The organism is Actinokineospora lacus (assembly GCF_053813445.1).
Genome location: NZ_JBQERA010000002.1, coordinates 405,475 through 429,313, shown reverse-complemented (window position 1 = coordinate 429,313; position 23,839 = coordinate 405,475). Strand labels below are relative to the sequence as shown.

At 72.4% G+C, this 23,839-nt stretch carries 25 protein-coding genes; 6 read left to right on the top strand and 19 right to left on the bottom strand.

The features are described from left to right. Positions 1–150: 150 nt before the first annotated feature. From ACTG9Q_RS06300 to ACTG9Q_RS06285, 4 genes are all read right to left on the bottom strand, one after another. Complete coding sequence (locus ACTG9Q_RS06300; RefSeq protein ID WP_455571657.1) at positions 151–606, bottom strand: hypothetical protein; 456 nt, start codon at positions 604–606, stop codon at positions 151–153. A gap of 13 nt (positions 607–619) precedes the next feature. Next, positions 620–1,768 carry a glycosyltransferase family 4 protein gene (locus ACTG9Q_RS06295; RefSeq protein ID WP_455571656.1) on the bottom strand — a complete coding sequence of 383 codons (1,149 nt, stop codon included), beginning with the start codon at positions 1,766–1,768 and terminating at the stop codon, positions 620–622. A gap of 71 nt (positions 1,769–1,839) precedes the next feature. Beyond that, positions 1,840–2,490, bottom strand: a complete 651-nt coding sequence (locus ACTG9Q_RS06290) for an L-threonylcarbamoyladenylate synthase (protein WP_455571655.1) — start codon at positions 2,488–2,490, stop codon at positions 1,840–1,842. A 10-nt stretch (positions 2,491–2,500) separates the two neighbouring features. Continuing rightward, on the bottom strand, positions 2,501–3,310 hold the full coding sequence (locus tag ACTG9Q_RS06285; protein WP_455571654.1) for a tetratricopeptide repeat protein: 810 nt from the start codon (positions 3,308–3,310) through the stop codon (positions 2,501–2,503). Between the two features lie 156 nt (positions 3,311–3,466). On the opposite strand from ACTG9Q_RS06285, the gene ACTG9Q_RS06280 reads away from it, so the two are divergent. Continuing rightward, positions 3,467–4,147, top strand: a complete 681-nt coding sequence (locus ACTG9Q_RS06280; RefSeq protein ID WP_455571653.1) for a hypothetical protein — start codon at positions 3,467–3,469, stop codon at positions 4,145–4,147. On the opposite strand, the gene prmC is transcribed toward ACTG9Q_RS06280, so the two are convergent. The 4 genes from prmC to rpmE form a co-directional block, all read right to left on the bottom strand. Continuing rightward, positions 4,137–5,000 carry a peptide chain release factor N(5)-glutamine methyltransferase gene (gene prmC / locus ACTG9Q_RS06275; protein ID WP_455571652.1) on the bottom strand — a complete coding sequence of 288 codons (864 nt, stop codon included), beginning with the start codon at positions 4,998–5,000 and terminating at the stop codon, positions 4,137–4,139. The genes ACTG9Q_RS06280 and prmC overlap by 11 nt on opposite strands. Before the next feature lie 26 nt (positions 5,001–5,026). Beyond that, positions 5,027–5,992, bottom strand: a complete 966-nt coding sequence (locus tag ACTG9Q_RS06270; protein ID WP_455571651.1) for an NAD(P)-dependent alcohol dehydrogenase — start codon at positions 5,990–5,992, stop codon at positions 5,027–5,029. A 36-nt stretch (positions 5,993–6,028) separates the two neighbouring features. Then, positions 6,029–7,111: a peptide chain release factor 1 gene (gene prfA, locus ACTG9Q_RS06265; RefSeq protein ID WP_455571650.1), complete on the bottom strand. Its 1,083-nt coding sequence runs from the start codon at positions 7,109–7,111 to the stop codon at positions 6,029–6,031. A 120-nt stretch (positions 7,112–7,231) separates the two neighbouring features. Beyond that, a complete protein-coding gene (gene rpmE, locus ACTG9Q_RS06260) occupies positions 7,232–7,453 on the bottom strand; it encodes a 50S ribosomal protein L31 (protein ID WP_455571649.1) in 222 nt (73 codons plus the stop codon). Between the two features lie 229 nt (positions 7,454–7,682). Here rpmE and ACTG9Q_RS06255 point away from each other — a divergent pair, with 229 nt between their 5' ends. Continuing rightward, a complete protein-coding gene (locus ACTG9Q_RS06255; protein WP_455571648.1) occupies positions 7,683–8,078 on the top strand; it encodes a hypothetical protein in 396 nt (131 codons plus the stop codon). Here the strand turns inward: ACTG9Q_RS06255 and ACTG9Q_RS06250 are convergent. From ACTG9Q_RS06250 to ACTG9Q_RS06210, 9 genes are all read right to left on the bottom strand, one after another. Then, positions 8,054–8,629, bottom strand: a complete 576-nt coding sequence (locus ACTG9Q_RS06250) for a dihydrofolate reductase family protein (RefSeq protein ID WP_455571647.1) — start codon at positions 8,627–8,629, stop codon at positions 8,054–8,056. The genes ACTG9Q_RS06255 and ACTG9Q_RS06250 overlap by 25 nt on opposite strands. A 94-nt stretch (positions 8,630–8,723) precedes the next feature. Then, entirely contained in the window at positions 8,724–9,218 is a 495-nt protein-coding gene (locus tag ACTG9Q_RS06245) for an SRPBCC family protein (RefSeq protein ID WP_455571646.1), read from the bottom strand. Further along, complete coding sequence (locus tag ACTG9Q_RS06240) at positions 9,202–9,549, bottom strand: ArsR/SmtB family transcription factor (protein ID WP_455571645.1); 348 nt, start codon at positions 9,547–9,549, stop codon at positions 9,202–9,204. The genes ACTG9Q_RS06245 and ACTG9Q_RS06240 overlap by 17 nt, the downstream gene beginning before the upstream one ends. 93 nt (positions 9,550–9,642) lie before the next feature. Next, positions 9,643–11,802 carry a transcription termination factor Rho gene (gene rho / locus ACTG9Q_RS06235; protein WP_455571644.1) on the bottom strand — a complete coding sequence of 720 codons (2,160 nt, stop codon included), beginning with the start codon at positions 11,800–11,802 and terminating at the stop codon, positions 9,643–9,645. Between the two features lie 455 nt (positions 11,803–12,257). Further along, positions 12,258–13,121 carry a homoserine kinase gene (thrB, locus tag ACTG9Q_RS06230; protein ID WP_455571643.1) on the bottom strand — a complete coding sequence of 288 codons (864 nt, stop codon included), beginning with the start codon at positions 13,119–13,121 and terminating at the stop codon, positions 12,258–12,260. Beyond that, positions 13,118–14,194 (bottom strand): threonine synthase, encoded by a 1,077-nt coding sequence (gene thrC / locus ACTG9Q_RS06225; RefSeq protein WP_455571642.1) that lies wholly within the window; start codon positions 14,192–14,194, stop codon positions 13,118–13,120. The genes thrB and thrC overlap by 4 nt, the downstream gene beginning before the upstream one ends. After that, positions 14,194–15,492, bottom strand: a complete 1,299-nt coding sequence (locus tag ACTG9Q_RS06220; protein ID WP_455571641.1) for a homoserine dehydrogenase — start codon at positions 15,490–15,492, stop codon at positions 14,194–14,196. The genes thrC and ACTG9Q_RS06220 overlap by 1 nt, the downstream gene beginning before the upstream one ends. Beyond that, positions 15,489–16,925, bottom strand: a complete 1,437-nt coding sequence (gene lysA / locus ACTG9Q_RS06215; protein WP_455571640.1) for a diaminopimelate decarboxylase — start codon at positions 16,923–16,925, stop codon at positions 15,489–15,491. Before lysA ends, ACTG9Q_RS06220 begins: the two co-directional genes overlap by 4 nt. A gap of 12 nt (positions 16,926–16,937) precedes the next feature. Next, positions 16,938–18,038 carry a DALR anticodon-binding domain-containing protein gene (locus ACTG9Q_RS06210; RefSeq protein ID WP_455571639.1) on the bottom strand — a complete coding sequence of 367 codons (1,101 nt, stop codon included), beginning with the start codon at positions 18,036–18,038 and terminating at the stop codon, positions 16,938–16,940. Between the two features lie 58 nt (positions 18,039–18,096). On the opposite strand from ACTG9Q_RS06210, the gene ACTG9Q_RS06205 reads away from it, so the two are divergent. The 3 genes from ACTG9Q_RS06205 (at position 18,097) to ACTG9Q_RS06195 (ending at position 20,279) form a co-directional block, all read left to right on the top strand. Then, positions 18,097–18,771 carry a DUF3105 domain-containing protein gene (locus tag ACTG9Q_RS06205; protein ID WP_455571638.1) on the top strand — a complete coding sequence of 225 codons (675 nt, stop codon included), beginning with the start codon at positions 18,097–18,099 and terminating at the stop codon, positions 18,769–18,771. Positions 18,772–18,837: 66 nt separating this feature from the next. Beyond that, positions 18,838–19,623, top strand: coding sequence for a DUF3105 domain-containing protein (locus tag ACTG9Q_RS06200; protein ID WP_455572024.1), 786 nt, complete (start codon positions 18,838–18,840; stop codon positions 19,621–19,623). Beyond that, complete coding sequence (locus ACTG9Q_RS06195) at positions 19,620–20,279, top strand: DUF305 domain-containing protein (protein WP_455571637.1); 660 nt, start codon at positions 19,620–19,622, stop codon at positions 20,277–20,279. The genes ACTG9Q_RS06200 and ACTG9Q_RS06195 overlap by 4 nt, the downstream gene beginning before the upstream one ends. Before the next feature lies 1 nt (position 20,280). Here ACTG9Q_RS06195 and ACTG9Q_RS06190 read toward each other — a convergent pair whose 3' ends face one another. Both ACTG9Q_RS06190 and ACTG9Q_RS06185 read right to left on the bottom strand, forming a co-directional pair. Then, on the bottom strand, positions 20,281–21,180 hold the full coding sequence (locus tag ACTG9Q_RS06190) for a cation diffusion facilitator family transporter (RefSeq protein WP_455571636.1): 900 nt from the start codon (positions 21,178–21,180) through the stop codon (positions 20,281–20,283). 861 nt (positions 21,181–22,041) lie between these two features. After that, positions 22,042–23,097, bottom strand: a complete 1,056-nt coding sequence (locus ACTG9Q_RS06185) for an alkene reductase (protein WP_455571635.1) — start codon at positions 23,095–23,097, stop codon at positions 22,042–22,044. Between the two features lie 108 nt (positions 23,098–23,205). Between ACTG9Q_RS06185 and ACTG9Q_RS06180 the strand changes: the two genes are divergently transcribed. Continuing rightward, positions 23,206–23,691 (top strand): MarR family winged helix-turn-helix transcriptional regulator, encoded by a 486-nt coding sequence (locus ACTG9Q_RS06180; RefSeq protein ID WP_455571634.1) that lies wholly within the window; start codon positions 23,206–23,208, stop codon positions 23,689–23,691. Positions 23,692–23,839: the final 148 nt, after the last annotated feature.

Genomic DNA, 23,839 nt, shown 5'->3' with positions numbered 1-23,839 from the left:
AGGACGTAAAGTACCTGACGAACTTGGCTTGTCTGCAGGCGGCTGCCACTTGGCCCGGACGCCGGATCGGCACCCGCGAAACCACGGCTGACCTGCCGCCTTCATGGGCACCCTATCAGGGGTCACCCATACGTGGGACAGGCGTACTACTTACTGGTCAGAAGTACTCTCACCTGCGGGAATGATGGTTGGGAGCTTGGTCCGGCGGAAAGCGATGGCTTCCGCGGCCGCCGCGACGATCACCACCGCGATCATCGTGATACCGAGTGACTCCCGGTGCAGCGCGGCCACGTCCTTGAGTGCCGCCATGATCAACAGCAAGATCAGCAACTTGCCGACGAAGCCGCCCAGCGACGCGGCCATCCCCATATGCGGACCGGCGTTGGCGGATTTGCGCATCAGGAACAGCGTCAGCAGCGACGACCCGATCGCCAGCGTGGCGCCGATGAGCGCGCCCAGCGCCCCCGGCATTCCGTTGACCAGGCCGAACACCACGACACCGAGGACGCCGACACCAATCGAGGGCCAGATGGAGTAGCGAAACATCGCGGCGGCCAATGTGAGCAACGCCTCGGTATGGGGATTGCGCCCGGAATTCTCGCTCATGGTGCCGTCCAGTCTATTTCACGCCGCGGACCGAGGGCAGGAACGATACAGCCGCCGCCACGACCACAGCGCCCGCCAAGCTGAGCGTGACGGCCACCACATCGAACATGGTGATGGCCACCGCGCCGAAAGCGATGAGGCCGACCCACAAATAGATGAGCAGGACCGCGCGGCGCTGTGAGTGGCCGAATGCGATGAGCCGGTGGTGCAGGTGCATCTTGTCCGGGGAGAACGGGCTCTCCCCGCGCCTGGTGCGCCGGACGATGGCCATCAGGAGGTCCAATAGCGGCACGAACAGAACCGCGGCGACAATCACCAGCGGCGAGAGGACGGCGACGGTTTCGGTGGCCCCCCACAGCGACGGGTTCGCCCGGCCCGACGCCGACGTGCTCGCCGCGGCGAGCAGCAGGCCGATCAGCATGGAGCCGGTGTCGCCCATGAAGATGCGGGCGGGCTGGAAGTTGTGCGGCAGGAAGCCCAGGCAGGCGCCCGCGAGCGTGGCCGCGATCAGCGCGGGCGGGTAGCTGTTCACGTCGTTGCCGGACTGGCTGAGCAGGTGCAGCGAGAACGCCAGGGTGGCGGCGGCGGCGATCAGCCCGATGCCCGCGGCCAGCCCGTCGAGACCGTCGACGAAGTTCATCGCGTTCACCAGCGTGACCGCCAGCAGGATGGTCAGCAGGCCGCCCTGGTTCTCGTCGAGCACCAGCACCGAGCCCTCGCCGCCGCCCCACGGCACCCAGAAGATGAACCACTGGATGCCGAAGAGCACGAGGATGCCCGCGCACGTGGTCTGGCCCGCGAGCTTGGTCAGCGAGTCCAGCTCGAAGCGGTCGTCCAGCATCCCCAGCGCCACGATGATCCCGCCGCCGACGAGCACGGCGACCGGGTCGAGGGTGTAGTCGAAGGCGCGGCGCAGCAGCGGGAGCTGGTGGGCCAGCAGCATCCCGCCGCAGACGCCCAGGTACATCGCCAGCCCGCCCATGCGCGGGATCGGCACGACGTGCACGTCGCGCGAGCGCGGGTAGGCCACCGCGCCGATGCGGATGGCGAAGAGCCGGACGAGCCCGGTCAAGAGGAAGGTGACGACGGCGCTGATCAGCGCGACCAGCAGGTACTCCCGGACCGGCAGGCCCGCTGCGGCGTATCCGCTCGACGGGGGCATCTCAGTCCCGTTCCGGGGTGCACACGGTGGGTCGCATCTCCAGCGGTCGGTTGGGGGAAGTGGCCGCCACGCTACCGCGCTGTGCGCACCTCGGTGCCAAGAGCCTCGGCCACCGCGGCGACGCTGACCGCGCCCTCGCGCAGCACCACCGGCTCGTCCTCGGTCAGGTCGACGATGGTGGAGGGCACGGGGTCGCCGCACGGCCCGCCGTCGAGGTAGACGCTGACGGACTCGCCGAGCTGCTCCCTGGCCTTCCCGGCGTCGTTCGGCGCGGGCTGCCCGGTGCGGTTGGCGCTGGAGACGGCCATCGGGCCGACCTCGCGCAGCAGCTCCAGGGCGACCGGGTGCAGCGGCATCCTGAGCATGACGGTGCCGCCGGTGCGGCCGAGGTCCCACGCCAGCGAGGGCGCGTGCGGCAGGACGATCGAGAGGTCACCGGGCCAGAACGCCTCGACGAGCGTGCGCGCCTGCGGGGGCACGCTCAGCACCAGCCCGTCCAAAGTCGACCACGACCCGACGAGCACCCCGACCGGCATGTCCGGCCCCCGGCCCTTGGCGGCCAGCAGCGAGACCACCGAGTCGGCGGAGAAGGCGTCGCAGCCGATGCCGTAGACGGTGTCGGTGGGAATCACGACCAGCTGCCCCGCCCGCACCGCGCTGGCGGCCGCGGCGAGCCCGTCCACCCGTTCCTCGGGAACCGCGCAGTCGTAGACCATGCTCACGGCCGCGACCCTATCCCCCGCCCTGCCGGTGCCTGCCCCGGGCGTACCGCTCGGCGAGCAGGCGCCAGTTCTGGCGGCGGAAGCGCAGCACGATCGCCGCCAGCAGGGCGCCGCCGACGAGCACCCCGGCGACCACCAGGACGACGTTGCCCGCCAGGCCGCCCATCGCGACCATGAGGAAACCCAGGGACGCGGCCAGGACCGCCAGGCTCACCGCGATGCCCTCGGGCTCCCACCGCCAGCGGCGGGCGGTGTCGACCTCGTCGAGCAGGCGCCGCGCGCCGCGGCGGAGTTCGGGGTCGGCGACGTCGAGGGCGAGCATGCGGCGGGCGGCGCGCTCACAGACGGCGACCTGCTCGGCGCTGGTGAAGACCAGGACGTCCTCGCCGGTGCGGCCGCGGGCCTGCTCGGCCACCGAGCACCAGGTGCTGGCGAGGTAGTAGCGCAGCACCGGGTCGGCGGTGTCGGCGTAGCGGCTCTCCAGGTCCTCGGCGGCGTGGGCGGCGTCGCCGCCCGCGACGAGGGCCTGGGCCCGGCCCAGGACGGGCAGCGGGTCGTCGGGGGCGACCCGGGCGGCGCGCTCGTAGCGGCGCAGCGCGGCCCGCCAGCGGCCGCGGGCCAGCAGGACGTCGCCCGCGCCGACCTCGTCGTGGGCGTGCACGCGCAGCTCACCGGCCTTGCCGAACTCGGCCATCGCCTCGTCCAGCCTGCCCTCGAGCAGCGCGGCACGGCCGCGGGCGGCGTGGCCGCCTGCCGCCGCGTCGTCCGGCGCCGGGACCAGCCGCCACTTCTCGGTCACGTCCTGCCAGGTTCGCAGCATTGGATCACCCGGGAGGGCACGCTACTCTCAGTAGGCCCCAGGGGGGGACTCCGGCATCCACGCAAGGGGAGTACGACGAGCAGCCGCACACCGCGACCAGGGTTCCAGCTCAGCTCAGGCAGGCTGGCGTCCGTCCTCGTCACGGCCTACATCGCGGTGAGCACCGTCCTCGGCGCCACCCTGCTGGCCGCCCCACCCGCCCCGGACGGCTCCGCGTCGCCGCCGACGAGCTACGTCTACCAGCCCAGCGCGCCGACGCCGTCCGGGCGCTCCGCGACGGACGGGACCAGCCCAGGCGGGTCCAACACAGGTGGGTCCAGCCCAGACGGTTCCACCACAGGCAAGGCAGGCACGCGCCCGCGCGTCACCACCCCGAGCCCGTCGATGGTCGCCATGCCGATCCCCGAGGGCTTCCAGCGCGTCGCGGGTCCCGGCGGTCTGGTCACGACCGTCCCGAAAGGCTGGACGATCACCCGCTCGACCGGCCCGGGGGCCATGCAGGCCACCGACCCGGCCGACCCGGAGCGCTTCGTCCGCTACGGCGGCTCGCCGCCGCCCGCCCAGCCGCTCAACGAGTCCCATGTGGACTACGCGAAGCGGTTCGGCGCGACCAAGCCGGGGTTCGAGTCGATCCGCCTCGACGCGCTGACCTACCGCGGTTTCCCCGCCGTGGAGTGGGAGTTCACCCACGACTCGCCCGAGGGCAGGCGGCACGCGAAGTCGCTGTACTGGCGGGTCCAGGGCATCGAGTTCTTCATCTACGCGGCGTCCACCTCGGACCGCTGGACGGGCACCGAGCCCATCTACCGCACCATGATGGCGAACACTAAGCCCTGAGGGCGGTCGCGAAGCGGGGCCTGCCCGCCAGGTCGCTGTGCCCGGCGACCCCGGTGAGCACCGATCGCGCGCCCAGCAGCGCGGGCACCGCCTCGGCGTGGGTGTCGTCGTGCTCGATCGCCACCGCGCCGCCGGGCGCCAGCAGCCGCGCGGCCAAGGCCACCACCGGGCGGATGGTCCCCAGCCCGTCGGCGCCGGAGAACACCGCGTCGCGCGGGTCGTGCTCGGCGACCTCCGGGGGGACGGCGGTGCCCTCCGGCACGTACGGGGGGTTGCAGAGCACGAGGTGCACGCGGCCGTCCAGCTCGGCGAGCAGACCGGGAGCGGTGACGTCGCCGGAGAGCAGGCGGATGGGGGTGTCCCCGGCGGCGGCGCGGACGTCGGCGTTGCGGCGGGCCCAGGACAGCGCCACCGGGTCGCGCTCGACGGCGTGCACCTCGGCGTCGGGGCGGGCGGCGGCGTAGGCCAGGGCCAGCGCGCCGGAGCCGGTGCACAGGTCGACCACGACGGGCTCGCTCTGGCCAGCTGTCGCTTTGAGACCCCACTCCAGCAGCAGCTCGGTCTCCGGCCGCGGGACGAACACACCGGGTCCGACCGCCAGGTCCACCGCGCCCATCGCCGCCACGCCCGTCAGGTGCTGCAGGGGCTCGCGCTTGGCGCGCCGGGCGACGAGGCGGCCGATGGCCTCGACGACGGCCCAGTCGACCAGGGGCACCAGGGCGAGCTTGCCGCGCTCGACCTGGAGCACGTGCGAGGCCAGCAGCTCGGCGTCGGTGCGCGGGGAGGCAACCCCCGCCGCGGCCAGGACGCGTTCGGCCTCCAGGATGGCCAGGCGCAGGGGTTGGCGGTTCATGGCGCACAGCTTCGCACGCCGCGCTCTCAGGCGTCGGCCACCGCGATCACGACATTCCCGCTCTTGTGCCCGGTTTCGACATATCGATACGCCTCGGCGGCTTGGTCCAGGCGATAACTGCGGTCCACGACAATCCGCAGTTCGCCCGCCTCGACCAGCTCCTTGACGAAGACCAGCCCGGCGTTCTTCCGCACGGACATCCCGGTGGTGACCTTCTTGCGCCGCGTCGACGTCCACAGCGACCGGAAAACATTGCCCAAGCCCGTGGTCGGGATATAGCGCCCGTCTTCGGTGAGAGCGTTCCTGCACAGCGCGAAGGAACTCTTGGTCACCGTGTCGAAAATGACGTCATATCTGTTCGCGTGCTTGGTGAAGTCTTCCCGCGTGTAATCGACGACGGTATCGGCGCCGAGCGACTTGACGAGGTCCACGTTCCGCGGGCCGCACACCCCGGTCACCTCGGCCCCGAAGTGCTTGGCGAGCTGCACGGCGTAGGTGCCGATGCTGCCCGACGCCCCATTGACCAGGACCCGCTGACCTGCCCGCACCTTCGCCTTGTCGCGGAGGAAGAACAGCGCGGTCGTCGCCCCGTCGACGGCGGCGGCGGCCTCGGCGTGGGACAGGGTGGCGGGCTTCAGCGCCAGCGAGGCGCTTTCGGGCAGGCATTTGTACTCCGCGAGCGCGCCCACGTTGAACCCGGCGAATCCGAAGACCTGGTCCCCCGGCGCGAACCGCCGCACGTCCCTGCCCACCGACTCGATCTCGCCGGAGACCTCGAGCCCGAGGGTCCGCATTCGCTTCCTGGGTCTGCGGAAACCGAGGATGACCCTGCCCCACAGCGGCTCGCCCTTGCGCATGAGGCATTCCGCCGCGGTGGCCGTCGTGGCGTGCACCTTTATCAGGACTTCATTGTCCTTCGGCGCCGGTTTGAGCACGTCGCGGAGTTCGAGGACTTCGGGCGGGCCGAACCGGTCGTAAACGATCGCTTTCATGCCCGCACAGTATGCCGAAAGGCACTGAGACCGCTCTCAGGAATTCACCTGCTGGGCGTCGAGGCGTTCGGCGCGGTCGGCGTGGATCAGGGCGTCGAGGACGCCGTCGAGGTCGCCGTCGAGGACCGCGTCGAGGTTGTGGGACTTGTAGCCGACCCGGTGGTCGGAGATGCGGTTCTCCGGGAAGTTGTAGGTGCGCACGCGCTCGGAGCGGTCCACGGTCCGGATCTGGCTGCGGCGGGCATCGCTGGCGCGGGCGGCGGCCTCCTCCTCGGCCGCGGCGAGCAGCCGGGCGCGCAGGACCTGCATCGCGCGGGCCTTGTTCTGCAGCTGCGAGCGCTCGTTCTGGCAGGAGACGACGATCCCGGTCGGCAGGTGGGTGATGCGGACCGCCGAGTCGGTCGTGTTGACGCTCTGGCCGCCCTTGCCCGAGGAGCGGTAGACGTCGACCCGCAGCTCCTTGTCCGGGATCTCGCCCAGCTCGGCGGCCTCCTCGACCTCCGGGTACACCAGCACCCCCGCGGCGGAGGTGTGGATGCGGCCCTGGGACTCGGTCGCGGGCACCCGCTGGACGCGGTGCACGCCGCCCTCCCACTTCAGGCGGGCCCAGACGCCGTCGGCGTCGGCGCCGGGGTTCTTGATGACGATGGTGGCGTCCTTGACGCCGCCGAGGTCGGAGTCGGTGGCGTCGAGGACCTCGGACTTCCACCCGTGGCGCTCCGCGTAGCGCATGTACATGCGCAGCAGGTCCCCGGCGAACAGGGCGGACTCCTCGCCGCCCTCGCCGGACTTGACCTCCAGGACGACGTCGGCGCCGTCGTGCGGGTCGCGGGGCAGCAGCAGCTCGGTCAGCCGGGCCTCCAGCTCCGGGATGCGCGCGGTCAGCGCCGCGGCCTCCTCGGCGAAGCCCTCGTCCTCGCGGGCCAGCTCGCGGGCGGCCTCCAGGTCGCTGCGGGCCGATTCCAGCTCGCGCATGGTGCGGATGACCGGGGTCAGCTCGGCGTAGCGGCGGCCCAGCTTGCGCACGCGGGCCTGGTCGCCGTGGATGGTCGGGTCGGCGAGGGCCAGTTCGAGCTCCTCGTACTCGCGCACCCGCTCGGCCAGCTGTGAGGCGTCCACGCTTTGCGTTCCCTTCGGTGTGAGAAGACCCCGGGCGCTGAGAAGACCCCGGACACTGGGCAGACCCCGGACACGACGACGGCGCCCATCCCCGGCTCGGGGAGGGCGCCGTCAGCGAAGCTACTTCGCGGCCTTGTCGCGCTTGCCGTAACGCGCCTCGAAGCGCGCGACCCGGCCGCCGGTGTCCAGGATCTTCTGCTTGCCCGTGTAGAACGGGTGGCAGGCCGAGCAGACCTCGACGGTGATGGTGCCCGACTTCTTGGTGCTGCGCGTGGTGAAGGTGTTCCCACAGCCGCACTGCACGTCAGTCGAGACGTACTCGGGGTGAATGCCGTTCTTCATGCGTACGCCTTTCCTCGGATGGCCGCCGGGTCCCCGGAGGTGATCACGGGGTGAACCGGTGCCGGACTCGACCTGACAGTCTGCCAGACGCACCTGCTGCAACGCCCGCCAGGGTGGCGGTATTCCGCCTACCACCGCTCACCGCTTACAAGTAACCACTTGCCGACCGTGTTCGGCCACTCACCGAACGTGGCACGACTGCGCCGTTCAGTCGTCGCAGACTATCCAAGTGCTCTACGTCATCGACAGGCCGATCTCGGTACCCGCGTGGCTGGGGGCGCCGCTGGTCTTCGCGGCGTCCGTCCTGGGCATCACCGCCGCCGGTGGCCTGCTGGTGCACGCCTCGTGGGCGGTGGCGCTGTCCTCCGCCCTCGGCGGGGCCAGCGCCGCGGTGGCCGCGGCGCTGGCCAAGGCGGTGACGTGGAGCTCGCGTCGCCAACGCCTGGCGCTGGCCGTGCCGTACCCGGTGGCGCTGCTGGGCGCCGGGCTGGCCCTTGACGGCGTCGCGCTGCCGACCCCGGTGGCGCTGGGCTCGGGGATCGCCGCCACCTCAACGCTGCTCGGTTTGCTCTGCCTGCGCTCCCGCGCCGAACCGGTCGATCAGGCCGCGCGGGCGGGCCGGTAGGTCTGCAGGAGGACGTTCGGGCCGACCGGGCGGGTCTCGACCAGCTCCAGGTCCGAGACGCCCGCGGCCGCGTTGAACAGGCGCTTGCCGGTGCCCAGGGCGACCGGGTGCACCATCAGCCGGTACTCGTCGACCAGGTCGTGGGCGCGCAGCGTGTCGACCAGCCGGGAGCTGCCCGCGACCAGGATGTCGCCGTCGTACTCGGCCTTGAGCTTGGTGACCGCCTCGGCGACGTTCTCGGAGATGATCGTGGTGTTGTTCCACGTCGCCTCGGTCAGCGTGGTGGACACGACGTACTTGGGCATGGCGTTCATCTTCTCGGCGAACCCGGCCTCGTCGGTCATGCCCGGCCACGCCTCGGCGAAGGCGGCGTAGGTCAGGCGGCCCAGCAGCTGGGCGTCGGCGGCCATCAGCTCGTCGAACTTGAACTGGTCGCCGTCGGGAGCCGGGTTCCGGAAGCACCAGCCGCCGTGCTCGAAGCCCTCGACGCCACCCGGGTCCTCGATCACGCCGTCGAGGGACACGAACTCGCTGACGACCAGCTTGCCCATGGCGATCTCCTTCTGCCTGGCCCGTCCGAGCGGGCATTCACCCCTACGTCGAACGGGGCCAGGCGGATTCGACACCGCGGGCGCGGGGTCTCCCCTATGCCAGGGAAACCGCGACCTCCTCCAGGTGGTCCATGGCGTCCTGCATCCCGGCCTCCATCCCGGAGTCGATGTGCGCGTCGCGGTGCTCGGGACGCACGTGTTCCACCAGGACGGTCAGCGTCGTGCGGCCGTCGCGCTCGGTCAGGGTCACCGTGTTGACCGCGGCGTCCTCCTCGGTGATGCCCGGCGCGCCCTCGAACAGCTCCGTGGACACGATCCGCGAGTTCGGCGCGATCTCCCGGTACTCGCCGTGGAAGCCGACCTCGAAGTCGCCCGCCATCATCACGAAGCGCCACGCGCCGCCCACGCGCAGGTCGACGTCGCAGACCGTCACCACGCCCCGGTCCGCGTGCCACCAGCGGCGGATCAGGTCCGGCTCGGTGTAGGCCCGGTAGACCAGGCGCGCGGGGGCGTTGAACTCCCGGGTGATGAGGATCTGGTTGTCCGCCGGGAGGGTCACCACGGCGCTGCCCTTAGTCGTCGTCGCCATCTTCCTGCTCCTTCAGTTCGTCGATCACGGCGTCCATCAGCTCGAAGCGCCGTGTCCATGTCCGCTCATAGCCCTTGACCCAGTCGAAGATGGGTTTCAGGGGATGGCCGTTGAGCCGGTACATCCGCTGCCTCCCCACCTCGCGCACGTCCACGAGGCCCACCTCGCGCAGGACCCGCAGGTGCTTGGACACCAGCGGCTGCACCACGCCCATCGCGGTGACCAGGTCGGTCACCGAGCGCTCTCCCGCCGCCAGCAGATCCAGGATCTGCCGCCGCCGGGGCTCGGCAACCGCGTTGAAGGCGTCCGCCGTGGTCGCTGCCCTTGCCATGCCGGGAACATTACATACCCATATAGGTATATGTCAACCCGGAAGAAGGGCCGCCCCATGACAGGGCGGCCCTTCAACGCGGAGCGGATCAGATCAGTCGTCGTTGTGCGACGGGGTCGTCTTCGCCACCTGCATCAGGAACTCGATGTTGGTCCGCGACTTGCGCAGCCGGTCGAGCAGCAACTCGATCGCCGCCTGGCTGTCCAGGGCGTGCAGCACCCTGCGCAGCTTCACGGTGACCGCCAGCTCGTCCGGGGACAGCAGCAGCTCCTCCTTGCGGGTGCTGGACTGGTCGACGTCGACGGCGGGGAAAGTCCGCTTGTCGGCGATCTTGCGGTCCAGCTTCAGCTCGGCGTTGCCCGTGCCCTTGAACTCCTCGAAGATCACCGTGTCGGCCGCGGAGCCGGTCTCCACCAGCGCGGTGGCGATGATCGTCAGCGAGCCGCCGTTCTCGATGTTGCGGGCGGCGCCGAGGAAGCGCTTGGGCGGGTACAGCGCCGTGGAGTCGACACCACCGGACAGGATGCGCCCGGACGCCGGGGCGGCCAGGTTGTACGCCCTGCCGAGGCGGGTGATCGAGTCCAGCAGCACGACCACGTCGTGGCCCATCTCCACCAGGCGCTTGGCGCGCTCGATGGACAGCTCGGCCACGGTCGTGTGGTCCGACGGCGGGCGGTCGAAGGTGGAGGCGATGACCTCACCCTTCACCGACCGCTGCATGTCGGTGACCTCTTCAGGACGCTCGTCCACGAGGACCACCATCAGGTGGCACTCGGGGTTGTTCGTCGTGATCGCGTTCGCGATCGCCTGCAGCACCGAGGTCTTGCCCGCCTTCGGCGGGGACACGACCAGCGCGCGCTGCCCCTTGCCCAGGGGCATGACCAGGTCGATCACCCTCGTGGTGAGGATGTGCGGCTCGGTCTCCAGGCGCAGCCGGTCGTTCGGGTAGAGCGCCGTCAGCTTCATGAACTCCGCGCGGTTGCGCGCGGCGTCCGGCTCCAAGCCGTTGATCGACTCCACCCGCACCAGCGGGTTGAACTTCTGCCGCTGCTGCTCGCTGTCCCGCGGCTGGCGGACCAGGCCGGTGATGGCGTCACCGCGGCGCAGGCCGTGCTTGCGCACCAGCGACAGCGACACGTAGACGTCGTTCGGGCCGGAGAGGTAGCCGGAGGTACGCACGAACGCGTAGTTCTCCAGCACGTCGAGCACACCGGCGACCGGCAGCAGCACGTCGTCATCGCGGACCTCGGTGTCGTTCTGCCCCCCACCCGTGCTCGGGCCCTCGACGCGGCCGCCCCGCCTGCGACGGTCCCGGAAGCGACGGCCGCGGCGACCGCCGCGCTCGTCGTCATCGTCGTCGTCCATGCGGTTGTCCTGCTGCTGACCGCGGTTGTCCTGCCTGCCGCGGTCGCTCCGGTCGGGACGCTCGCCCCGGTCGGCACGCTCGCGGTCACGGTCGACACGGTCGCGGTCGGGACCACGGTCGGAACGGTCCTGCCGCTCGCCGCGGTCCTGGCGCTCACCCCGGTCCGAGCGCTCGCCCCGGTCGGCACGGTCACCGCGGTCCTGGCGCTCACCCCGATCGGGCCGCTCGCCCCGGTCGGCGCGCTCGCCGCGCTCAGGGCGCTCGCCCCGCTCGTGGCGCTCGCCCCGCTCGCCCCGCTCGCCCCGCTCGGTGCGCTCACCACGGTCGGCACGCTCACCACGGTCGGCACGCTCACCGCGCTCGGGACGCTCGCCCCGCTCGGGACGCTGACGCTCGCGCCGAGGCTCCCGCTCAACGCGGGTCTGCTCCTCGACGACGGGCGCGGCCTCGACGGTCTCCGCCTGCACGGCGGGGGTCGAGTCCGGGCTGCCCGCGGGCCGCACAACGGCCCGGCGACGCCGGTTCTCCCTGCGGGGCGCCTCCTCGACGGCAGGCGCCGCATCGGCGACCTTCGCCTCGGCTGGGGGCGCGGCCTTGGTCGGCGCGGCCTTGGCGGGCTGAGATTCCGCCGGGCTCGCACCGTTGAGCGGCAGTTCCTGCGGCGAACCGCCCTGCCGCTCCTTGATGGCAGCGATCAAGTCGCCCTTGCGCATGCCCGCGATTCCGGTGATGCCGAGCTGTCCGGCGAGTTCCCGCAATTCCGGCAGGACCATCCCGGACAGGCCCGCGCGCTTGCGCGGGGCACCGCCGTTGGCCGCGCGCTTGGCCGTACCGGATTCCGGGGAATCGGCAGGGCTGTCACTGCTCAATAGATCGGTATTGCTCACACATGTCCTTCCTGACCGGTCCCCGCCTCCTACGTGGACCAGCGGACCGCCGCCCGACGGAACGCGAGACGGCCGTTCTCCCCATCGGCGGCGCGCACCCGACACGACGCTGGCCACAGTGCGGGCCAATCGTGCGACTCGGTCGCTGATTGGGAGCATCTGGTCACCACGGTCGTCGGGTACCTGCCATCCCCGACTCGGCACTGGAAAGACAGAACCGAGATCTCGGCAGATGATGCGGCCCGGAGTTGCGATCTCACCGGCCCCGAAAGGCCGATGCTGCTACCGGGAACGACACCGGGCGCCCGTGCGCGCGGTGACTGAACGCTCCCGAGGGTAGACGCCCGTCACGCAAGGTGCAACAACCGCCCCACCGCGCGTCGCACGGGGAGGCACTTTGCCCGGTGATGTGTGTCACCAACGGGTTCCGGGCAGATGACAGCACGGTCACCCGATCAGGCCAGCGGCTCGACGACGACGCCCGCCCGGTCGACCGGCAGCGGCCACGCGCTGAATCCCCGCAGGTCAAGCCCGTCGGGAACGTCGCCGAGGGCCAGCACCGTCGGACCGGCCCCGGACACCACGGCAGGCACGCCCTGGTCACGCAGCGCGCGCACGAGCCGCAGTGTCGCTGGGTAAGCGCTCTCGCGGTAATCCTGGTGCAGGCGGTCATCCGTGGCGGCCAGCAGCAGCTCCGGGGCCGCGGTCAGCGCGTGCACGGCCAACGCGGCCCGGCTCGCGGTGAAGGCGGCGTCGGCGTGCGGCACGGTCGCGGGCAGCAGCCCCCGGGTGACGTGGGTGTCCGAGCGCTCCGAGGGCACGATCGCCACGACCCGCAGGTCCGGGTGCGGCTCCAGGCTGGCCGCCCGGAACCTCCCGGCGTCGCACCAGGCGATCACCAGCCCGCCCAACAGGCTCGCGGCGACGTTGTCGGCGTGGCCCTCGAACTCCGCGGCCAGGTGCAGCGCGTCCTCGTCCAGCGCGCGCCCCGCGATCCCGTGCGCCGCGGCGACACCGGCCACGATCGCCGCGGCGGAGGACCCGAGCCCGCGGGCGTGCGGAATGGTGTTCACGCAGGTCAGCTCGACCGGCCCGACGTCGACGCCGAGCCGGGCCGAGGCCGCGCGGAAGGCGCGCAGGACGAGGTGCCGCTCGTCGGCGGGCACCTCCCCGGCGCCCTCGCCGGATACCCGGACCGCCGGGTGAGCGGCGGTCCGGACCTCCACGTCGTCGTAGCGGCCCAGGGCCATGCCCAGCGTGTCGAAACCGGACCCGAGATTGGCCGTCGACGCCGGGACGCGGACCCGGACCCCGCTCACACCAGGTCCAGCGCCGAGGCCACGGCCGTGGCGTCGACGGGCACCGGCTCGACGGCGGCGACGCCGAGCAGGGCCGTGTCGGGGTCCTTGAGGCCGTGCCCGGTCACGGTGCACACCACGGTGGCCCCGCGCGGCAGGCGCCCGTCGGCGGCCGTGGCGAGCAGGCCCGCGACGCTGGCCGCCGAGGCGGGCTCGACGAACACGCCTTCCCGTGCGGCGAGCAGCTTGTAGGCGTCGAGGATCTGCTCGTCGGTGACGGCGTCGATGAGCCCGCCGGAGCCGTCGCGCGCGGCGATCGCCCCGGCCCAGGACGCCGGGCTGCCGATGCGGATGGCGGTGGCGATGGTCTCCGGGTTGGGGACCGGCTCGCCGCGCACGATGGGCGCCGCGCCCGCGGCCTGGAACCCGAAGAGCCGGGGAATGGACTCGATCAGCCCGTCCTGGGCGTAGGACTGGTAGCCCTGCCACAGCGCGGTGATGTTGCCCGCGTTGCCGACCGGCAGGCAGTGCACGTCGGGCGCGCGGCCCAGCACGTCGCAGACCTCCCAGGCGACCGTGCGCTGGCCCATGATGCGCACCGGGTTGACGGAGTTGACCAGCTCGATCGGGTACTCCGACGCGGTCTTCCGGGCCAGTTCGAGGCAGTCGTCGAAGTTGCCCTGGATCTGCAGGATGCGCGCGCCGTAGGCCACCGCCTGGGCCAGCTTGCCCAGCGCGATCTTGCCGGTGGGCACCAGCACGGCGCAGGTCATCCCGGCCCTGGCCGCGTACGCCGCCGCGGAGGCCGAGGTGTTGCCGGTGGAGGCGCAGATGACCGCCTCGCGGCCCAGCGCCTTGGCGTAGGTGACGGCCACGGTCATGCCGCGGTCCTTGAACGAGCCGGTGGGGTTGAGGCCCTCGGTCTTGAGGTACACCGACGCGCCGGTCAGCTCGGACAGGTGCGGGGCGGGCAGCAGCGGTGTGTTGCCCTCCCCGAGGGTGACCACCTCGGCCTCGCGCGGGATCTCGATTCTGGTGGGGTAGGCCCGGATGATGCCCGGCCAGCCCGGCCGCACACCGGTGGGAACGCTCATTATTCCTCGCCTTCGACCCGCATCACGCTGACCACCTCGTTCACGAACGGCAGCCCGGCGATCTTGTCCACAGTGGACCGCAGGGCGGCGTCGGGCGCGGAGTGCGTGACGATGACCAGGCTCGCGTCGACGGCGCGCCCTTCCTGGCGCACGGCGGCGATACTCACCTCGTGCTGGGCGAACACGGCGGCCACGGCCGCCAGCACGCCCGCGCGGTCGGCGACGTCCAGGCTGATGTGGTACCTGGTCGACGCCTGCGCGATGGGTCGGACCGGCAGGTCGGCGTAGGCCGACTCGCGCGGACCCCGCCCGCCGACGACCCGGTTGCGGGCTACCGCCACGAGGTCGCCGAGCACGGCGCTGGCGGTGGGTGCGCCACCTGCGCCCTGCCCGTAGAACATGAGCTGGCCCGCGGCGTCCGCCTCGACGAACACCGCGTTGAACGCGCCGTTGACCCCGGCGAGGGGGTGCGTGCGCGGGATCATGGCCGGGTGCACGCGCACCGCGACGGACTCCCCGCCGCTGCCGTCGGGGACGCGCTCGCAGATGGCCAGCAGCTTGATGGTGCGCCCGAGGGCGCGCGCGGCGGCCACGTCGGCCGGGGTGACCGCGGTGATGCCCTCGCGGTGCACCTGGCCCGCGGTGACCCGGGTGTGGAAGGCGATGGAGGCCAGGATGGCGGCCTTGGACGCGGCGTCGTAGCCGTCGACGTCGGCGGTCGGGTCGGCCTCGGCGTACCCGAGGCGGGACGCCTCGTCCAGGGTCTCGGCGTACCCGGCGCCGGTCTCGTCCATGGCCGAGAGGATGAAGTTGGTGGTGCCGTTGACGATGCCCATGACCCGGGTGATCCGGTCGCCCGCCATCGACTCGCGCAGCGGGCGCAGCAGCGGGATGGCCCCGGCGACCGCGGCCTCGAAGTACAGGTCGGCGCCGCTGGCGTCGGCGGCGGCGAACAGCTCGCCCGCGTGCTCGGCCAGCAGCGCCTTGTTCGCGGTGACCACCGACTTGCCCGCCCGCAGCGCGGCCAGCAGCCAGCCGCGGGTGGGCTCGATGCCGCCGATGACCTCGACCACGACGTCCACGTCGTCCCGGGTGACCAGGGTCTCCGCGTCGGTGGTCAGCAGCTCGGCGGGCACGGGCCGCACCTTGTTCGCCCGGCGGACGGCGATGCCCACCAGCTCGACCGGCGCCCCCACCCGGGCGGCCAGGTCGCCTGCCTGCTCGGTCAGCAGGCGGTGGATCTGGGTGCCCACCGTCCCGCAGCCGAGCAGAGCGACGCGGATGGCTTTACCGGTCACGACACCTCCAGTCGCAGCAAGTCGTCCACGGTCTCCCGGCGCAGCAGCAGCCGCGCCACGCCGTCGCGCACGGCCACCACGGCGGGCCGGGGCAGCCGGTTGTAGTTGCTGGCCATCGAGTAGCAGTACGCACCGGTCGCGGCCACGGCGATCAGGTCGCCGGGAGCCAGGTTGTCCGGCAGCCAGCAGTCTCGCACCACAACGTCACCGGACTCACAGTGTTTGCCCACTACTCGGGACAGCACCGCCCCGGTGCGCTGTCCGCCCTCCCCCGCCGAGCGGGAGACGAGCCGGGTGTCGTAGGCCGCGTCGTACAGGGCGGTGCGGATGTTGTCGCTCATGCCGCCGTCGACGCTGACGTAGCGGCGCACGGCGCCGTGACCGACGGTGACGTCCTTGGTGGTGCCGACCTCGTACAGCGTCACCGTGCCCGGCCCGACGATGGCGCGGCCGGGCTCGACGGCCAGCCGCGGCGTCGGCAGGCCCTCCTGCTCGCACTCCTTGGTGACGATCGCGCGCAGCTGCTCGGCCAGCCACTGCGGCGGCGGCGGGTCGTCGGCGGGGGTGTAGGCGATGCCGAGGCCGCCCCCGAGGTCGACGGTGGTCAGGTCGGACAGCGCCTCGGCGCCGTGGGCGCGGTGCAGCTCGGCGAGCAGCCCGATGACCCGGTGCGCGGCGATCTCGAAGCCGTTGGCGTCGAAGATCTGCGAGCCGATGTGGCTGTGCAGCCCGGCCAGGGCCAGGCCGTCGCACTTGAGCACCCTGGCGCACGCCTCGGCCGCCGCGCCGCCCGCCAGGGAGAAGCCGAACTTCTGGTCCTCGTGGGCGGTGGCGATGAACTCGTGGGTGTGCGCCTCGACGCCGACGGTCACCCGCACGAGCACCGACGCGGTGACCCCGCGCTCGCGGGCGAGCTTGTCCAGGCGGGCGATCTCGGCGAAGGAGTCGACCACGACGGTGCCGATCCCGGCGTCCAGGGCGGCGGCCAGCTCGGCGACGGACTTGTTGTTGCCGTGGAAGGTGATCCGCTCCGGCGGGAACTCCGCGCGCAGCGCGACGGCCAGCTCCCCGCCGCTGCACACGTCCAGGCTCAGCCCCTCCTGGGCCACCCAGCGGGCGATCTCCACGCTGAGGAACGCCTTGCCCGCGTAGTGCACGTTCGTCGGGTCGCCGAAGGCGCGGGCGTGCTCGGCGCAGCGGGCGCGGAAGTCCGCCTCGTCGACGACGAACAGCGGCGTGCCGTAGGTCTCGGCCAGCTCGCGCACGTCCACCCCGGCGACGCGGACCGCGCCGTCGTCGCCGCGGCTCGTGTTGCGCGGCCAGACCTCGGGGTGCAGCTCGTCGAGCTCGGCCGGGTCGACCGGGCGCTGGGTGGTGATCGTGCTGGGGGGCAGGATCTCGGCGTGGCGGGGTCCGGCCGGATGGGCCCTCATGTCAACTCCAGGTCACATGCGCTCGGGCGCGGTCACGCCGAGCAGGTCGAGGCCGGTGGCCAGCACCTGACGGGCGGCGGCGCACAGCGCCAGGCGGGCGGCGTGCCGCGGGCCGGGGTCCTCGTCGCCCTGGGGCAGGACCCGGCACGCGTCGGTGAACCGGTGGAACACCCCGGCCAGCTCCTCCAGGTGGCGGGCCACCCGGCGCGGCTCGCGCAGCTCGGCCGCGGTGGCGGCCACCCTGGGGAACTCGCCGAGGGTGCGGATCAGCTCGCCCTCGCGCTCGTGGGCGAGGAGTCCGAAGTCGACGGTGTCCGTGCCGCCCACCCCGAGGTCGGCGCCGCTGCGCAGGATCGAGCAGGCGCGGGCGTGGGCGTACCGGACGTGGTAGGCGGGGTTCTCGCTGTCGTGCTTGGCCCACAGGTCCAGATCGATGTCCACTGTGGAGTCTATTGGGGAGTTCATGGAGGAGTCCATGGGGGACCGGATCAGCGCGTACCGCGCCGCGTCCACGCCGACGGCGTCGACCAGGTCCTCCAGGGTGACCACGCTTCCGGCGCCCTTGCTCGTGCGCACCGGCCGCGCGCGGTCGACCCGGTCGACCGCGTCGTTGACGTGGTGCTCCCGGGTGACCTCGGCGCCCTGGAAGGCCAGCACGCGCCCGAGCGCGTCGCCGACCGCCGCCCGGCGGGCGCCGCCCAGGTGCGGTGACCCGGTCGGGTTCGCGCTGGCGAACTCCAGGGTGACCCGCCTGCCCGCGAGGGCGTCGCCGCGGCCGTAGTCGGCCCCCTCGGCCAGCACCTGCGCGACGACCGCGCCTCGGGCACCGGCGGCCACGCGCAGGTTGATGAAGCCGGGTCCGGCGACATCGGCGCCGCTCAGCCCGGGTGTGGACACCAGCTCGGCGGCCAGCCAGCCTGCCAGGTCCCTCGGGGCGACGCCGACCTTCCCGGCCACCTGCATGGCCAGGTTGGTGGCGTAGTCGCCGTGCTCGGGGTTGCGGGGCCGCTCCACGCTCACCGCGGCCGGGACCCGGGCCGCGTCGAGCCCTCGGTCGCCGAGCACCCGCACGGCGGCGGCGCGCACGGCCTCTGCGAGGGCTGCGGGGTTCACGGCCTGAAGTCTAGGGAGCCCTCACCAGCGGGTTTCACATGACCCTAGACTCGCCCACATGGTCTTGGTCTCGCGCGGACGGGTCGTCGTCGCGCTGGTGGGAGCGCTGCTGTCGACGGCGTGCGCCGCGCCGGTCACCGGCGTGCCCACCGCGGTGCGCCGGGTGGACTTCACCCCGAGCGAGGCCGACCCGGACCCGACCGAGGACATCGAGGGCGTCCTGCGGATCGACTACGCGCACGGCATCCAGCACGTCGACGCGCCGCGGCGGGTCGACTACGACAACCTGCCGCCGCTGGGCGGGGCGCACGACAGCCACTGGGCGCCGTGCAACGGGGTGGTTTTCCCAGTTGCCGTTCGCACCGAGCACTTCGTGCACTCCCTGGAGCACGGCGCGGTCTGGCTGACCTACGACCCCGAGCGCGTCCAGGGCGCCGACCTGGCGGCGCTGGTGGCGCGGGTGGAGGGCAAGCCCTACACCGTGCTCTCGCCGTTCCCCGGCCAGGCCAAGGCCGTCTCGGTGCAGTCCTGGGGCAGGCAGCTGCAGGTGGAGGCGGTCGACGACGAGCGGATCGACCAGTTCGTGACCGCGACCCGGGGCAACCGCTTCCTTGCCCCGGAGCCCGGCGCGCGGTGTGATTCCGTCGGTCAGGACTACTTCGACGAAAGCGACCCCCCGCCGTTCCAGGCGGGGCCACCGGGGCCCGACGCGGTCCCGGAGACCGGCGGTTGACGTCAACCGAACACCCTATCCCTAGACTCACCCCTGCAACCGGTGACCCGAGAGTCCGAGGACGGCATGGCCAACAAGAACAAAGGCGGCAAAGCGGCGCTCAAGGCCGCACGCGCTTCCGTCGTGTCGAAGAAGGGCCCGCCGTGGGGACTCATCGCGGCGATCTCCGCCGTGGTGCTCGTCGCCGCGGGTGTCTTCGGGTACGCCTACATGGAGATCTCCTCGGTGAAGGAGTTCACCGTCTCCGAGGAGAACAAGGACCCCTCGGAGAACATCGACGGCGTCGTGCGCGAGACCTACGAGGGCAGCCAGCACGTGAACCTCGACCAGCGGGTCGCCTACGACAAGAGCCCGCCCTTCGGCGGTCCGCACGACGGCGTGTGGGCGGACTGCACGGGCATCGTCTACCCCGTCGCGGTGCGCACCGAGAGCCTGGTGCACTCCCTTGAGCACGGCGCGGTGTGGATCGCCTACAACCCCGACACCGTGCAGGGGCCCGCGCTCGACACGCTGAAGGAGAAGGTCGAGGGGCAGCCGTACATGGTGATGTCGCCGTACCCCGGCCTCGACCGGCCGATCTCCCTGCAGTCGTGGGGGCACCAGCTCAAGGTCGACGACGCCAACGACGAGCGGATCGACCAGTTCATCCGGTCGCTGCGGACCAACCGGTTCCAGAACCCCGAGCCCGGCGGGCGCTGCGACACCAACGGGCTCAGCTTCGACGCGGCCAACCCGCCGCCGTTCGTGGCCGAGGCGCCCGGTCCGGACGCGATCAAGATGGACGGCTCGAACATCGCCCCGCCGCAGACCTCCGCCGCCGTGCCGACGTCGGCCGCCCCGCCCTCGCAGTGAGCCAAGCCCGCGGTCGCGCGGCGGTCTACTCGATCGCCGCGCTCGCGGTGCTGCTGGTGGGCGCCGCGGTCGGCATGCTGCTGACCCTGGGCGTGGTGCGCCCCGAGCCGACCCCGGACGCGGGCTCGGTGGACGTCGGGTTCGCCATGGACATGCGCGTGCACCACCTGCAGGCGATCACGATGGCCGGGCAGGCCCGTGACCGCAGCACCGACCAGGACGTGCGCGGTCTCGCCTTCGACATCGAGTCCACCCAGCTGGAGCAGGCGGGCAGGCTGGCGGGCTGGCTGGCCGTGTGGGACCAGCCCGAACTGCCCCCGCCCGGCGAGCGGCACATGCGCTGGATGCCCGCCTCAGCGCACGGCGGCCACGGCGGCGGCCCGGCTGGGGTGGAGCGGATGCCCGGCATGGCCTCGACCGCCGAGCTGACCACGCTGCGCTCCCTGTCCGGCCGCGAGCTGGACGTCCACTTCCTCCAGCTGATGCTGCGCCACCACCAGGGCGGCCTGGAGATGGCGACGTTCGCCGCCGCCAACGCCCAGACCGGCTACGTCCGCCTCCTGGCCGAGAAGATCGCCGCGGGCCAGGACGCCGAGACCCGGCTGATGCGCGACCTGCTCGCCGAGCGCCAGGCCGAGCCGCTGCCGTTCCCCTGAGTCACCAGGTCGTCTGGCACCGGTAGGCGGGGCGCTCGACCTGCAGGGTCGCGTGCTCGATCGCGTAGTCGGCGGCCAGCAGGTCCCGCGCGGCGACGAGCACCGCTTCCCCGTCGGCGCACTGGTCGGTCATCAGGTGCGCGGAGGCGACTTCCATGCCCGAGGTCAGGGTCCAGACGTGCACGTCGTGCACCTCGGCAACCCCCGGCACCGCGCGCAGCCGCTCGGTCAGCTCCGCCACGTCCACCCGTTCCGGGGCGTGCTGGAACAGGATGCGCAGGGCGCGGCGGGCCAGGGAGTACGTGCGGGGCAGCACCCACACGCCGATGGCCACACCGACGACGGCGTCGGCGTAGCGCCAGCCGAAGACCAGGGTGACCACGGCGCTGAGCAGCACGGCGACAGAGCCGACCAGGTCGGCCAGGACCTCCAGGTAGGCCCCGCGCACGTTCAGGCTCTCCTTGGCGCCCTCGCGCAGCAGCAGGAACGACACCGCGTTGGCCGCCAGCCCGCCCAGCGCGGTCAGCAGCACCGGCCAGCCCGCCACCGCGGGCGGGTCGCCGATCCGGTCGACGGCCTCCAGCAGCACGTACCCCGCGATGCCGAACAGCAGCACGGCGTTGGCCAGCGCGGCCAGGACCTCGGCGCGGTAGAGGCCGAAGGTGCGGTTGGGCTGCCGCACCGCCCGGCGCGCGGCCATGATCGCGGCCAGGGCGAGGCCGACGCCGATGACGTCGGTGAGCATGTGGGCGGCGTCGGAGAGCAGGGCGAGCGAGGAGGTCGCCAGGCCCACGGCGAACTCGGCGGCCATGAACACCGCCGCGATGCCGAAGGCCGCCCACAGCCTGCCGACCATCCGCCCCGACGCGCTGCGCGGCGCGTGTCCGTGGCCGTGCCCCATTCCCGACGCTCCTCCCGTAGCCCCGGGACATATTGTCACACGTGCATGAATCCTGGGCGAGGGGTCACACGAACGGGGGTTCTCCCCGCGCGCTGGTCAGCCCGGCGGCCCGGGGGCTGGTACCACGAGGAGGAGACCGGCTCCCGGCTTGGAATGAGGCCCGCGTGCGACTGCGCCCCAGCGTCCGTCCCGTCACCGCCCTGGCACTGGCGGCGCTCTGCGTGGCCGCGGGGGCTCCCGGTTCGACCCCGGGGGTCACCGCGGTCGTTCCGGTCGTCGAGCGGGCTCCTGGGGCGTCCGCGCGCCCGGTTCTCGTCGTCCCTGAGCTGCCGGTCCTGCGGCGCGTCGACGGGGCCGTCGTCTCGGTGCGCGTGCCGCTGCCGCGTGAGGTGGATGTGCCGAGGGTTCCCCCCGCCGCCGCGGCCCTGCCCGCCGTGAGCAGCCCCGACGGAGGCGAGGACGGGTCCGACCGGGCCACCCCCGCCCCAATCCGGCCGGTGCAGACGCCCGCGCCCGTTCCCGTCCCACGGCCGACGACCGCTCTTGCTCCTGCCCTTGCGCCTGCTCCCGTTCCTGCGCCTGCCCTTGCTCCCGCTCCTGCTTTCGCTCCCACTCCTGCGCCTGCTCCCGTGGAGGAAGCGCCCGCCGGGGAGATCCCGGGCGAGGACGCCGCGGGCGGGGAAACGCAGCCCGGGAACGACTTGGCGGGTGCGGACAGCGCGGGTGGGCCGTGCGGGCTGTCGCACGACGTTGACGACATCCTGGGAGACACCGACCTCACTGAGACCTGTGCTGGGTTCTGTCCCACACAGGACTGAGGCGGCTCCGCGCCCCCGACCGCGGAGCCGCCTCGGCGAACGGCTAGAGGGTGGGGTAGTCGGTGTACCCCCGGTGGTCGCCGCCGTAGAAGGTGGCCGGGTCGGGCTGGTTGAACGGTCCGCCCGCGGCGAGCCGGGCGGGCAGGTCCGGGTTGGCCAGGAACATCGCGGCGAAGGACAGCATGTCCGCCGTCCCGTCCTCGACCAGGCCCAGCTCCGACTGCCCGGTCGGGCGGCCCTCCGTGTGCGGGTTGAGGATGAACACGCCGCTGAACTGCTTGCGCAGCAACAGGGTCAGGTCCCGGTCCGCCGCCTCGCCCACGTGCAGGTACGCCAGCCCCAGCGGCTCGATCGCCTCGACGAGGGCGGTGTAGGTCTCGCGGTAGCCGTCCTCGACGATGTCGTTGAACCGGTTGGCGGGCGAGATCCGCAGCCCCACCCGGTGCGCGCCGATGGCCTCGGTGACCGCCCTGGCCACCTCGACGGCGAACCGCACGCGGCCCGTGCCGCCCCAGGCGTCGGTGCGCACGTTGGCGTTGGTGGAGAGGAACTGGTGGATCAGGTACCCGTTGGCGCCGTGCAGCTCGACGCCGTCGAACCCGGCGTCGACGGCGTTGCGGGCCGCGGCGGCGAAGTCGGCGATGGTCTCGGCGATCTGCTCCTCGGTCAGCTCGGCGGGCGTGACGAGGTCGTGCGGCCCGTCGCTGAGGTACACCTGCCCGGCCGCCCGCACCGGCGACGGACCCGCGGGGTGCAGCCCGTTGACGCTCGGGTGCCCGATGCGGCCGGTGTGCATGAGCTGGGCGAAGATCGTCCCGCCCGCGGCGTGCACGGCGTCGGTGACCGCCCGCCAGGCGTCGGCCTGCTCGGCGGAGTGCAGGCCCGGGGTGTTCGAGTATCCCTGTCCGAGCACCGAAGGCTGGGTGCCCTCGGTGATGATCAGCCCCGCCGAGGCGCGCTGGGCGTAGTACTCGGCCATCAGGGGCGTCGGACTCGCACCGGGACCGTAGGCCCGGCTGCGGGTCATCGGCGCCATCGCGATCCGGTTGGCCAGCGGCAGCCCGGCGAGGTCGATGGGGTCGAAGGCGGTGGTAGTCATGCCTGTCCGAACAGCTAAATTCACCACCCTCTTCCCCGCGCGCAAAAACTGTGACCGCCACCACAGGTCGTTCACTCCGTAGGATGACCAGGGGACAGAGGAGGACCGGTGGACCACAGCTGCGAGACCGACGAGCGCAAGCCCACCGTTCCGCTGCCCGCCGCGGCCTCCTGCGGCCCGGTCAGCCACGCGATCTTCCGCCTGACCCGCCTGCACCGCATGGTCGCCGCCCAGCTGCTGCGCCGCCTCGGCCTGCACCCCGGCCAGGAGCTGCTGATGATGCACCTGTGGGACTGCGGCCCCCAGCGCCAGGCCGACCTCGCCGCCCTGCTCGGCTCCGACTCGGCCACCATCACCCGCACGATCCACCGCCTCGAGCGCGGCGGGTTCGTCCGCCGCAGCCCCAGCCCGACCGACGGCCGCTCGGTCATCGTCAGCCCGACCGCCGCCGGGAACGCCCTGCGCGCCGAGGTCGAGGCGATGTGGCACGAACTGGAGCAGCGCACCACCGCGGGCCTGGACGAGGCCGCCCGCGCCGCCACCCTCGACACCCTGATGCACATGGAGTGCAACCTGCGCGAAGCCGACCGCTGACGCCCGGAGCCGCACCGAAAAGCGAGCACAACTCGCGCACCACAAGGCCATTCCACCGCCGGTCCGATGTGGACTCACCGTTGCCCCTGGTACGCATCTTTGGTGACACGGTCTCAGCGCCGACGTCACCAACCCCTCGGCGCGCCGT

Bases quoted from the DNA above. Each gene is read 5' to 3' on its own strand.
- ACTG9Q_RS06300 (WP_455571657.1), bottom strand. From the start codon at position 606: ATGAGCGAGAATTCCGGGCGCAATCCCCATACCGAGGCGTTGCTCACA.
- ACTG9Q_RS06240 (WP_455571645.1), bottom strand. From the start codon at position 9,549: ATGGCAAGGGCAGCGACCACGGCGGACGCCTTCAACGCGGTTGCCGAG.
- ACTG9Q_RS06295 (WP_455571656.1), bottom strand. From the start codon at position 1,768: ATGCCCCCGTCGAGCGGATACGCCGCAGCGGGCCTGCCGGTCCGGGAG.
- ACTG9Q_RS06270 (WP_455571651.1), bottom strand. From the start codon at position 5,992: ATGAAAGCGATCGTTTACGACCGGTTCGGCCCGCCCGAAGTCCTCGAA.
- ACTG9Q_RS06205 (WP_455571638.1), top strand. From the start codon at position 18,097: ATGGTCTTGGTCTCGCGCGGACGGGTCGTCGTCGCGCTGGTGGGAGCG.
- ACTG9Q_RS06185 (WP_455571635.1), bottom strand. From the start codon at position 23,097: ATGACTACCACCGCCTTCGACCCCATCGACCTCGCCGGGCTGCCGCTG.
- lysA (WP_455571640.1), bottom strand. From the start codon at position 16,925: ATGAGGGCCCATCCGGCCGGACCCCGCCACGCCGAGATCCTGCCCCCC.
- thrC (WP_455571642.1), bottom strand. From the start codon at position 14,194: ATGAGCGTTCCCACCGGTGTGCGGCCGGGCTGGCCGGGCATCATCCGG.
- prmC (WP_455571652.1), bottom strand. From the start codon at position 5,000: ATGAACCGCCAACCCCTGCGCCTGGCCATCCTGGAGGCCGAACGCGTC.
- rpmE (WP_455571649.1), bottom strand. From the start codon at position 7,453: ATGAAGAACGGCATTCACCCCGAGTACGTCTCGACTGACGTGCAGTGC.
- ACTG9Q_RS06245 (WP_455571646.1), bottom strand. From the start codon at position 9,218: ATGGCGACGACGACTAAGGGCAGCGCCGTGGTGACCCTCCCGGCGGAC.
- ACTG9Q_RS06190 (WP_455571636.1), bottom strand. From the start codon at position 21,180: ATGGGGCACGGCCACGGACACGCGCCGCGCAGCGCGTCGGGGCGGATG.
- ACTG9Q_RS06285 (WP_455571654.1), bottom strand. From the start codon at position 3,310: ATGCTGCGAACCTGGCAGGACGTGACCGAGAAGTGGCGGCTGGTCCCG.
- ACTG9Q_RS06250 (WP_455571647.1), bottom strand. From the start codon at position 8,629: ATGGGCAAGCTGGTCGTCAGCGAGTTCGTGTCCCTCGACGGCGTGATC.
- ACTG9Q_RS06200 (WP_455572024.1), top strand. From the start codon at position 18,838: ATGGCCAACAAGAACAAAGGCGGCAAAGCGGCGCTCAAGGCCGCACGC.